Origin of the sequence: Nonlabens sp. (genome assembly GCF_039941875.1) — a bacterium.
Taxonomy (GTDB): Bacteria; Bacteroidota; Bacteroidia; order Flavobacteriales; family Flavobacteriaceae; genus Nonlabens.
Map to the genome: position 1 here is coordinate 61544 of NZ_JBDVDQ010000019.1, position 12045 is coordinate 73588.

Annotated in this window: 9 protein-coding genes; 7 read left to right on the forward strand and 2 right to left on the reverse strand. The window is 35.4% G+C overall.

All coding sequences use genetic code 11. The features are described 5' to 3' along the window. Positions 1-143 precede the first annotated feature (143 nt). Positions 144-1694 carry an FMN-binding glutamate synthase family protein gene (locus ABJF08_RS11750; protein WP_348116419.1) on the reverse strand — a complete coding sequence of 517 codons (1551 nt, stop codon included), beginning with the start codon at positions 1692-1694 and terminating at the stop codon, positions 144-146. A gap of 175 nt (positions 1695-1869) precedes the next feature. Here ABJF08_RS11750 and ABJF08_RS11755 point away from each other — a divergent pair, with 175 nt between their 5' ends. The 5 genes from ABJF08_RS11755 to ABJF08_RS11775 all read left to right on the forward strand — a co-directional run bounded on the left by ABJF08_RS11755 (position 1870) and on the right by ABJF08_RS11775 (position 10081). After that, a complete protein-coding gene (locus ABJF08_RS11755) occupies positions 1870-4200 on the forward strand; it encodes a UvrD-helicase domain-containing protein (protein WP_348116420.1) in 2331 nt (776 codons plus the stop codon). A gap of 85 nt (positions 4201-4285) precedes the next feature. Further along, positions 4286-4882 carry a hypothetical protein gene (locus ABJF08_RS11760; RefSeq protein WP_348116421.1) on the forward strand — a complete coding sequence of 199 codons (597 nt, stop codon included), beginning with the start codon at positions 4286-4288 and terminating at the stop codon, positions 4880-4882. Positions 4883-5195: 313 nt separating this feature from the next. Further along, on the forward strand, positions 5196-7301 hold the full coding sequence (recG, locus tag ABJF08_RS11765; RefSeq protein ID WP_348116422.1) for an ATP-dependent DNA helicase RecG: 2106 nt from the start codon (positions 5196-5198) through the stop codon (positions 7299-7301). A gap of 399 nt (positions 7302-7700) precedes the next feature. Continuing rightward, positions 7701-9164: a magnesium chelatase gene (locus tag ABJF08_RS11770; protein WP_348116423.1), complete on the forward strand. Its 1464-nt coding sequence runs from the start codon at positions 7701-7703 to the stop codon at positions 9162-9164. Between the two features lie 110 nt (positions 9165-9274). Then, positions 9275-10081: a hypothetical protein gene (locus ABJF08_RS11775; protein WP_348116424.1), complete on the forward strand. Its 807-nt coding sequence runs from the start codon at positions 9275-9277 to the stop codon at positions 10079-10081. Positions 10082-10194: 113 nt separating this feature from the next. Here ABJF08_RS11775 and ssb read toward each other — a convergent pair whose 3' ends face one another. Next, positions 10195-10533, reverse strand: a complete 339-nt coding sequence (ssb, locus tag ABJF08_RS11780; RefSeq protein ID WP_104515378.1) for a single-stranded DNA-binding protein — start codon at positions 10531-10533, stop codon at positions 10195-10197. Positions 10534-10829: 296 nt separating this feature from the next. On the opposite strand from ssb, the gene ABJF08_RS11785 reads away from it, so the two are divergent. Then, entirely contained in the window at positions 10830-11207 is a 378-nt protein-coding gene (locus ABJF08_RS11785) for a hypothetical protein (protein WP_348116425.1), read from the forward strand. A gap of 236 nt (positions 11208-11443) precedes the next feature. Beyond that, positions 11444-11983, forward strand: coding sequence for a hypothetical protein (locus ABJF08_RS11790; protein ID WP_348116426.1), 540 nt, complete (start codon positions 11444-11446; stop codon positions 11981-11983). Positions 11984-12045 lie beyond the last annotated feature (62 nt).

Here is a 12045-nt window from a genome sequence, read left to right on the forward strand (position 1 = left end):
TGCTTTATTTTTAAAGAATAATACTTCATTAAAAAGACTTCGAGTTAGCTAATTGCAGTTCGGAGTTTTTTTAATTGTCGAGATGATAAGTTTATTTGGTTAGTTTTTTACATTAAGCTGCTCTTTTCATTGAGCAGCTTATTTTATTTACCACCTAAGTGTATGCAGTCTTTTAATTCTTGCATACCATTAAATGGTACGACTGTTTTTTGATATTTATAAGTATGCTCTAGAGTTTGTGTCATATTACTATCTCCTATACTTACATCTACATCTCTCATATCAAACTGGCATGGGTGCTCATAACCAGCTGCGTGAGTAATCTCTAGCACTTCTTTATTGAATTTCTTAAAATAGCTAGCCAGTCTACCAGCTTTTTCTGGAACGACTATACCACGTTGCAGCCATTTATTTTGAGTAGCAATTCCAGTAGGACAGGTGTTGTTATGACAGGCCTGTGCTTGTATACAACCTATGGAAATCATTGCTTCACGAGCTACGTTAATAACATCTGCTCCCATAGAAAATGCCATTGCAGCTTTGGCAGGAAAACCTAATTTACCAGATGCGATAAAAACCAAATCTTCAGTCATTTGTCTATTCTGGAATACTTGATAAAGATCTTTAAAACCATACACCCATGGAAGCGATACATGGTCTGCAAAACTAGGTGGAGCGGCACCAGTACCACCTTCACCACCATCTACAGTGATAAAATCAGGACCTTTTCCAGTAGCTTTCATAATATCTGCCAGTTCTTCCCATTGTTCTAGTTTACCTATCGCGGCTTTTATACCAGTAGGTAATCCAGTTTCAAGAGCTATTTTTTCAACAAAGTCTACAAGGCCTTGTATTCCTTCAAAAGCGCTGTGAGTAGGAGGAGAGAGAACGTCTTTTCCCATAGGGACATTACGTATTTCGCTTATTTCTTTAGTGATTTTAGAACCTGGTAGTACACCACCTTTTCCAGGTTTTGCACCTTGAGATAGTTTTACCTCGATTGCTCTTACTTGTGGATGGTCTTTAACTAGTTGTTTTAATTTTTCCATGGAAAATTTTCCATCGTCACCACGTACTCCAAAGTATCCAGTACCAAAATGGAAGACAACATCAGCACCAGTTTTATGATAAGGAGATAATCCACCTTCACCAGTATTGTGGTAAGCGTGTACTTCCTTACATCCTGTGTTTAAAGCCTCAATAGCCTTGGCACTTAAACTACCATAACTCATGGCGCTCACATTAATCACACTTCTAGGTCTAAATGGCCTTTTTCTATTTTTTGCAGCTCCCATAACCTTTGCACAAGGCAAGAATCCAGGATCTTTAGCAGTAACATGATTCTCATCAAGCTTAAAAGGCATCATGGCATTATTAATAAAAATATACTGGTGCGAGTAGATGTCACGATCTGTACCAAAACCTTCGTAATTATTTTCATTCTTTGCACTGGCATATATCCAGCCACGCTCAACTCTATTAAAAGGAAGTTCTTCTCGATTGTTTGCAACGATGTATTGACGCAATTCTGGACCTATACCTTCTAGCCAGTATCTAATATGTCCAACTACAGGAAAATTCCTGAGGATAATATGTTTCTTATTGAAAATATCAAAAAGTGCAACGATAATTATAAAAGCGATGAGGTACCAGTACCATGCTATGTTTGCAATAAAATCCCAAATTTGTTCCATGAAAAATAATTAAGAGCTAAAAATACAATAGTTGTTATAGAAGATGTGTGATAACTGTAATGAAATTATACAATTCCATCTCTTATATGTTGAAAAAACGCTAGATTTTTATTCCGCTTTCGCGAAAGCGAGAACAACACAAGCCTTATCTTTATAATCTATAAAAAGAAGACCTGTGCAAGATTATATTTCCCAGCTTAACGACGCCCAAAGAGAACCAGTTTTACAAAAAGAAGGTCCTATGATCATCATTGCTGGTGCAGGTTCTGGGAAGACTCGTGTGCTTACTATACGTATTGCATATTTGATGCAACAAGGTGTAGATCCGTTTAATATTTTATCTCTTACGTTTACAAATAAAGCGGCCAAAGAGATGAAAAAACGTATCGGTGATATCGTGGGTGCTGGACAGGCTAAAAATTTGTGGATGGGTACTTTTCACTCTGTTTTTGCAAAGTTATTGCGTATGGAAGCAGATAAACTAGGCTATCCATCTAACTTTACTATTTACGATTCTCAAGATTCACAACGTCTTACGAGTGCCATTATAAAAGAAATGGGACTGGATAAAGATGTCTATAAATACAAGCAAATACAGTCTCGCATCTCTTCTCTTAAAAACGGTCTTATTACCGTACGTGCCTATTATAATGATGCAGATTTACAAGAGGCAGACGCGATGGCACGACGTCCACGTTTTGGTGAGATTTATAAAGAATATGTAGAGCGCTGTTTTAAAGCAGGTGCGATGGACTTTGATGATTTATTATTAAAGACTAATGAGTTGATCAACCGCTTTCCAGAAGTTCTAGCAAAATATCAAAACCGTTTTCAATACATACTGGTAGATGAGTACCAGGATACCAACCACTCACAGTATTTGATAGTAAAAGCACTGTCAGATAAATTTCAGAATATATGCGTGGTAGGTGACGATGCACAGTCCATTTATGCTTTCCGTGGGGCAAATATTAATAATATTTTGAACTTTCAGAAGGATTATGATAATGTAAAAGCATACCGTCTGGAACAAAATTACCGTTCTACAAAAAACATTGTTGAAGCGGCAAACTCAATTATCGAGCACAATAAAACTAAATTAGATAAAGTAGTCTGGACAGCAAATAACGATGGACCTAAAATTATAGTCCACCGACTCATGAGCGATGCCGAAGAAGGTCGTTATGTAGCTGGTTCTATTTTTGAAAATAAAATGCAACACCAGTTAGATAATGGAAAATTTGCCATTCTCTATAGAACAAACGCACAGTCACGTGCGATGGAAGACGCATTGCGTAAACGTGATATTCCATATCGTATTTATGGAGGTCTTAGCTTTTACCAGCGTAAAGAGGTAAAAGATGTACTTGCTTATCTACGTCTCGTGGTAAACCCAAAAGATGAAGAAGCTATAAAGCGAGTTATCAATTATCCTGCTCGAGGTATAGGTGCTACGACCATGGACCGTTTAATAGCGGCTACAAAACATTATGACCGTACCATTTTTGAGGTCATGGAAAACATAGATCGAGTAGATGCTGGAATAAACAGTTCTACAAAAACAAAGTTGAAAAACTTTGTGACTATGATTAAGAGTTTTCAAGCGCTAGATCTAACTCAAAACGTTTTTGAACTGACAGAATACGTCTTAAAGAAAACCGCTTTGTTAACTGAGCTCAAGAAAGACGGTACACAAGAAGGAATCTCTCGTATAGAAAATATGGAAGAGCTTCTTAATGGTATGCGAGACTTTGTAGAAGGACAAAAAGAAGTAGCAGACGCAAGAGGTGCTCTATCAGAATTTCTAGAAGATGTCGCACTAGCAACAGATCTTGATAAAGATACAGGAGACGATGACCGCGTTTCGTTAATGACCATCCACCTTTCTAAAGGACTGGAGTTTCCTTACCTATATATAGTAGGTATGGAAGAAGACCTTTTTCCTAGTGGTATGAGTATGAATACTCGCGAGGACCTAGAAGAAGAAAGAAGGTTGTTCTATGTGGCATTAACCAGAGCAGAGCATCAAGCTTATTTAACTTATACTTTGAGCCGTTATCGCTGGGGTAAACTAGTAGATGCAGAGCCTAGTCGTTTTATTACAGAGATCAATCAAGATTATATAGAATACACCACGCCCATAGATAATTATCGATATAAACCATTGATGAATAATGACCTTTGGGATGAGCCAGATAAGTCTAAACTACGACAGTCTAAACCTAAGAATGGAACACCACCTAGTGTTAACCAGCCTAATGAAGAGCAAATTAGAAAACTAAGAAAAATGCGACCAGTAAGTCGTGCAGGTAGTAATTCTAGTGCTCCTTCTGGTTTTGAAGGAGACTTGCAACCAGGTATGATAGTAGAACACGCGCGCTTTGGTCGTGGAAAAGTTATTAATCTAGAAGGTGCTGGTGGTGAGAAAAAAGCCGAAATAAACTTTAATGTCGGTGGTCTTAAGAAATTACTTCTAAGATTTGCTAAATTAGATGTGGTAGGATAGAAATGAATCTATAGATGTTAATCTTGAGTTCCGCTTTCGCGAAAGCGGAATTATAATAGTACATTTAACCACTAATTAAACCAGAATGAATAACTTACAATACCCTATTAAATTCTCTTTTAAGATCACTACTCTAAGTAATGATTTTACAGCAAAAAATGCTTCAGGACAAACTATTGCTTATGTAAAGCAAAAAATGTTTAAGCTTAAAGAAGCGATTACAGTTTACAGTGATGAGAGTAAATCACAAGTTTTATTCACTATAGCGGCAAATAAATGGCTGGACTTTAGTGCAGCATATTCTATGACAGACGCTAGCGGTAAAGAAATAGGTAAAATTGCTCGTAAAGGATGGCGCTCTATCTGGAAGGCAGAGTATGATATCGTAGATCAAAATAACCAGCCACAATATAAGGTACAAGAAGCAAACGCGTGGGTACGTGTTGCAGACTCTATGATAGGAGAGATTCCTGTACTAGGTGCTTTTACAGGCTATTTATTTAATCCTACTTATAATGTGACTAACAAAGCAGGACAGATAGTAGTTAAATTAAAGAAAATGCCTTCTTTCTTCGGAAAAGAATTTGAACTTGAAAAAGTGGCAGATATAGACGAAGATGATAAAGAAAGAGTAATGTTAGGTCTTATGATGATGATTCTTCTAGAAAGACGTCGTGGATAATACGGACAACTAAATAGATATTTTAAAACCGAAACTTAACAATGTTGAGTTTCGGTTTTTTTTTATTCGCAAACTAAAATGAATTAAACTCATTGAAGGCTTTTTTTATGTGTCTTCAAAAAATCATAATATCAGATTATTGAGAAATTGTTAGAAGTCTATGATGCAGCTTTAAGATATAAAATACAAGCAACATTAAACCTTCAAGAATGCAGTCGGAATGTGTCAGGAAATCATATATTCACATGATGATTAATTTGACAATTTCATCAAGTCCATTTATCTTTGAATACACACTAGAAACAACTTACCATTGCCACTTAACTTTCTTTCTACACCTATAGATTACCTCGCTGGCATAGGTCCAGAAAGGGCAAAACTGTTGCGTAGTGAATTGCACATCCATACTTATGGAGATCTGGCAAATCTTTTTCCTAATCGATATATAGATAAAACTAAATATTATAAGATCAATCAGCTGGTGCCAGATAGTGCGCAAGTACAGATTCTAGGAAAAATAATCAATATAAAAACTGCAGGGTCTGGTAAGTCAGAGCGACTGGTTGCCACTTTTGCAGACGAGACAGGACGCATGGAGTTGGTTTGGTTCCGCAGTCAGAAACATTTTAGAGATAGCTTAAAAGTAAATGAGCCTTATGTAGCCTTTGGTAAAGTAGCTCGTTATGGTTCTCAATATAATATTGCACATCCAGATCTGGAATTATTAGTAGATCATAAGTCGCGTAAACAAAGTGCGATGACACCAGTCTATCCGAGTACAGAAATGCTGGCCAAACGTAAGATAACCAACACTTACATTGTTAAATGCATGCGCAAGTTATTTAGCGAGATCAATGGTGCCTTTGTAGAAACGCTGCCAGACGATATGCGTGAGCATTATAAATTGATAGGTAAAAATGATGCCATGCTAAATGTTCATTTTCCTACCACACCAGAGATGTTAAAGCATTCTATTTATAGATTAAAGTTTGAAGAACTTTTCTTTATTCAAATGGAATTATTGCTGCAAAATAGAATTAGAAAAACGAAGATAAGAGGTTATGTTTTTGATAATGTAGGAGATAAATTTACCGACTTCTATAAAAATCATTTGCCCTTTGAACTTACAGGTGCTCAAAAACGCGTAGTAAAAGAAATACGTGCCGACATGGGTACGGGCGCGCACATGAATCGATTGCTTCAAGGTGATGTAGGTTCTGGTAAGACTATAGTAGCCGTTCTCACAGCATTACTAGCATTAGATAACGATTTTCAGGCTTGTATTATGGCACCTACAGAGATTCTTGCACAACAGCATTACAGTGGCGTATCAGAATTGCTAGAAGGTACAGGGATTACGGTTTCCTTATTGACAGGATCTGTAAAGACTAAAGCACGTCGTACTATTCATGAGGCACTAGAAGATGGAACTCTAGATATTTTAATAGGTACACATGCACTTATTGAGGATAAAGTAAAGTTTAAAAATCTAGGCGTTGCTATCGTAGATGAGCAGCACCGTTTTGGAGTTGCACAAAGAGCAAAACTCTGGAAGAAAAATGAATTACCACCGCATGTGCTGGTTATGACCGCAACACCTATACCTAGAACACTTGCCATGAGTTTATATGGAGATCTAGACATCTCTGTAATAGATGAGTTGCCGCCAGGTCGTAAAGAGATTAAAACCGTACATCGTTATGATAAAAATAGACTGGCTGTTTTTGGTTTTATACGTGACGAGATAGCGCTAGGACGACAAATTTATATGGTCTATCCATTAATAGAAGAGTCTGAAAAGCTAGATTATAAAGACCTGCACGATGGATATGAAAGTATCGTTAGAGAATTTCCTTTACCTAAATACAATGTAAGTATAGTCCATGGCCGTATGAAGCCAGAAGACAAAGATTATGAAATGAATCGCTTTGTAAACGGTGAGACTCAGATTATGGTCGCAACTACAGTAATAGAAGTAGGTGTAAATGTACCCAATGCTAGTGTAATGATTATAGAAAGTGCCGAGCGTTTTGGACTATCTCAATTACACCAGTTACGTGGTAGAGTAGGTCGTGGTGGCGACCAGAGTTACTGTATTTTAATGACAGGTCATAAACTCAGTGCCAATTCTAAAACAAGATTAGACACCATGGTTGCTACTACCGATGGTTTTAAAATCGCTGAGGTAGACCTTAAACTACGCGGCCCAGGAGACCTTATGGGAACGCAGCAAAGTGGTGTCATGGATTTAAGACTTGCAGATATTGTAAAAGATAATCACATACTCGCCATAGCAAGAGAAGCAGCGCAAAAGTTACTCGCCAAAGATGTAAAAATAGAACTAGAACAACATGCAGGTGTAAAACGCGTCATGTCTTTTTTACAAAACAAAAAAGGACTTTGGAAGTATATAAGTTAAGTTTTTAAAAGATGCTTGATCTAATCGATGAGGTTATCATTTATTCTCTAGACCAGCACCCTAAAACCTTTCCGACCATAAATCGCTACCGCTTTTTATGCCCACCTTTCCTTAATTAGGGAAAGGAGTTTAAATCTTTTCTTTGTGTTATAGTGTTTGCTTTAAGTAAGAAATAAAGTTGTTTTAATTTATTGTACTTCAAACTACGTTAATCCCTGATAGATGTTTATTGTTATTTTTTTAATTCCGCTTTCGCGAAAGCGAGATCAACAACTATTTTATGTGGAATTTAAGCGGCTAGAATGTCGCGGTTATTAAACAGGAACGTTAAAAATCTCTTTAATGATTGCTAGAGTAGGGCTTGGGTTGTAATTTGTACACGATTACGAAGGAAAAACTATGGATTATAATAAAATAAGTACGTTAGGGCAGCTGAAGGAAGCCGGCTGGAAATCAAAGTCTATTAAGGAAGAATTAAGGGATAACCTGATCGATAACATTAAGAATGATGTGAATTCTTTTACGGGAATACATGGTTATGAAAACACTGTAATTCCAGAACTAGAACGTGCTATTTTATCGCGTCACAATATTAATTTATTGGGTTTAAGAGGTCAGGCAAAAACTAGACTTGCGAGACTCATGACTGGTCTGTTAGATGAATACATACCTTATGTGACCGATAGTGAAATTCATGATGATCCATTACAACCGCTATCAAGAACGGCCAAAGAATTGATTGAAAAGCATGGAGATAAAACACCTATATCCTGGTTGCATAGAGACGATCGTTTTTATGAAAAACTAGCAACACCAGACGTTACTGTTGCCGATTTAATAGGTGATATAGACCCTATAAAAGCGGCGAACTTAAAACTAAGCTATGCAGATGATCGTGTGATTCATTACGGTATGATACCGCGTGCAAACCGCTGTATTTTTGTGATTAATGAATTGCCAGATTTACAGGCACGTATACAGGTAGCACTTTTTAATATTTTACAAGAAGGAGATATACAGATACGTGGTTTTAAATTGCGACTGGCGCTAGACATGCAATTTGTATTCACAGCAAATCCTGAAGATTATACCAATCGTGGTAGCATCGTTACACCTCTTAAAGATAGAATTGGGTCTCAAATTTTGACTCATTATCCTGAGAATATGGCTATTGCGAAAACAATTACTCAACAAGAGGCAAAGAACGATTCACGAACTGCCGATGCTGTCTATGTACCAGAACTAGCTAAAGATTTGTTAGAACAAATAAGCTTCAGTGCTAGAAATAGTGAGTATGTGGATGAGAAAAGTGGGGTAAGTGCTCGTATGAGTATTACTGCTTTTGAAAATCTTTTAAGCACTGCAGAGCGTCGTTCTTTAATGAATGGTGACGATAAGACTACGATACGTTTTTCTGACTTTACAGGTATTATACCTGCGATTACAGGTAAGGTAGAACTGGTTTATGAGGGAGAACAGGAAGGTGCAGCTTTTGTAGCAAATGAATTGATAGGTGCGGCGACTAAAACATTGTTTCCTCAGTATTTTCCAGAAATTAAGAAACTAGTTAAAAGTGATGAGGTTACACCATACGATAAATTGATCGAATGGTTCTTTAATAATGAAGGGCTAGAATTACTGGACGAATTAAATGATAGCGATTACCAAGTATTGATCGATCAGGTAACACCGCTAGAAGATCTTGTGCAAAAATACCAGCCACAAACCACTAAGGAAGATCGTAATTTTATGAAAGAATTTATTCTTTGGTCACTAGTGGAGTTTGATAAACTGAGTAAAAAGAGATTTACAGAAGGATATCAATTCAATGATTTATACAGTGACTTTGTAAGAGGAATCTAGAGAAAAAAAAATATCAATATTTAAAAATAGTAGGTTGTTTATGTGAACAATCTACTATTTTTATTTTAACGAGATGAAAAGAATTAAACAATTATAATCCCCTATTAAACATGCAAAAGACCCTTAAATTCTTACCGTTCTTATTTTTAACACTACTTATTAGTAGTTGTAATGAGACAACTTCTAATGATCGCAAAGAAGCTGTAGAAAAACCTAAAAATGAAGTTCTAGTTTTGGGAACTATTCATGGTGGTCACTTAACAGATAGTGTTTATAACACAGCTTATCTTGATAAGCTTATTAGAGAAATTAATCCTGATTTTATTCTTACAGAAATCCCGCCTAGTAGTTTTAAAGAAGCGATGGATGGGTTTAAGAAAAATGATTCCATATCTGAATCTAGGGTATCGCGTTTTCCAGAATATACAGATGTTGTTTTTCCTTTGTCTAAGGAAATGAATTTTGAAATAATACCTACGGCTGGCTGGTCTTTATCCATGGCGCAGGAACGTAGTAAAAAGTTAAGAGCCATAAGTCAGGATACTTCTAGAACAGAAGATTGGGCTGCCTATCGCAATGCAAATAGATTATCAGATTCTATTTATAAAGCTACAGGAAAGGTAAATGATCCATACTTTATTCATACAAATGCCTATGATAGCATACAAGATATAGGATTACAGACGTATAACAAGTTATTTAATGAAGAGCTAGGTCTCGGTGGTTGGGAAAATATAAATATTGCACACTATTGGAATATTGAAAAAGCGCTAGAAAAACACCGTTATGAAGGAAAGCGAATTTTAATTACCTATGGTGCTGGTCATAAAGGATGGTTTTTAAGAGAGTTACGTAAAAGAGATGATATTGATTTATTAGAATTAGAGCCATTTCTTAAGGCAATAGAAGAGAAGTAAAATAATTGCTTGTAACGAGTTTTATTTTAAAATAAAAAACAGTCCATTATCGCGAGATAATGGACTGTTTGATTAAGGACTGATTTTATCTTTTCTTATTGTTCTAAGTACGATTATGCTTTACCGCCTAACATTAAGACCTGGTCGCAAACTACCTCTGTAGTATAGCGTTTTTCTCCAGACTTATCTTCCCACTGTCTAGTGACTAGTTTTCCTTCTACGCCTATTTTATTTCCTTTTTTTACGTATTGAGATATAATGTTTGCCGTACCATTAAAGGCAACAATACGGTGCCATTGGGTGTCAGTTACTTGCTCACCTAATTTGTTAGTATAACGGTCTGTAGTGGCAAGAGAAAACTTAACTAGCGTTTTACCGTCATTAAGATTTACTGTTTCTGGGTCTTGTCCTAGGTTACCGATCAATTGTACTTTGTTGCTTAGATTACTCATAATAAATTTGTTTGTATGGATTATATATTAGTTAACGCCATCGTTTGTAATTGATGACGGTGCAAAGATGTGACAGTATCAAAGTTTCAATTGTATTTTAAACGTTTGTTTACGTTTATTTACGTTTGTAAATGGTTATATCTTATTAACCGACTGTTATTATTGAAAAAACAAGTTTTAAAATTAATGTTAGAAATTGGGTTGATTTATGTTTAAATTTATGGGATGAGAGATAGTTCTCAGATATACTAGTTGTGTGTAATTTGAGAAACCCAATTCAACCGAAAAACTAACATATGAATTATCGGATTTTAATACTTGTCTTTATCCTTTTCGGATGTAAAAATAATCGAGAAAAACCACCAACTTTAGAATTGAATGAACCAATCTTTATTGAATGTGATTCGATAAGTAAAAAAGCTGAAACTGACTTCAAAAATGGAATTCGAGAATATGATATACTCGGAACAGTTGAAATGACTGAATTTGAGCAATTTTACTGGAAATTTATGGAAGAAAAATATAAGATTATAATTAAAGCAAATGACCAACCTTCAATTTTAGAAGAATGTTATGCAGAATCAATGAACTATGAAATTGAAAAAGAATATGGCGAAGACTTTATTGAAAGAACAATGAATGAGGCGCGAATTGAATATAATAAACTGAATTAAAAACTACACACAACAAAGAACTGTGGTAAAAAACAAGCGAATTTCACTTAATTTCTAACCAGTACACTTCTATATCCATTATTATATATTAATCCTGATTTTGCTTTTTTTGAACACCTTTGAGGCAAATGAATTTTAAATTTGTTTTGTACTTTCACATCTACAACCTTAACCAAAACAATAAATTACCAATGTAATGCCGCACTCGCATTATACTTTTGGCTATTGACCACAATATGACAAAAACACCGAAACATAATATTTCTCAAGAAAAAGCTACCGCTTTATTAAATAACGGAATAACACTAAAAGATTATTATGTGGAAGGCGAACTGAAAATTGAAACGGTTGACGGTTGGAATAAAGAAATTGTTATTGAAAATTGTATAATCGAATATTTTTCTGGTAGCGTAACCCAATTTGAGAAAGCTGTTAGTATAACTAATAGTCGATTTAAAAAATGTCAATTCGTGTTCACATATTTTTTGGGTGGTTTAGAAATTGACAATTGCATTTTTGATAGCTATTTAGATTTTCAAGCTGGCGGACATAATCAATTTGGAAACTCTGTTTTAATATCAAATAATGAATTTTATGGCTTTGTAAATTTCTTTGATTGTTGGTATGAGAATGAATTCACAGCTAAAAAAAATAATTTTTTAAACGGAACTAATTTATTGGGAAAGCCACATAACATTCCAGTAACTTTTGACATTGACCCCAATATTATAGACAATATTGGACAACTAAATTTTGACCACGAAGGAATTGAATAATATAAATTTGAATATATTTTAGAACGCAATCACAGCTTTGCGAAGTCGCCAAATTTTTAAAT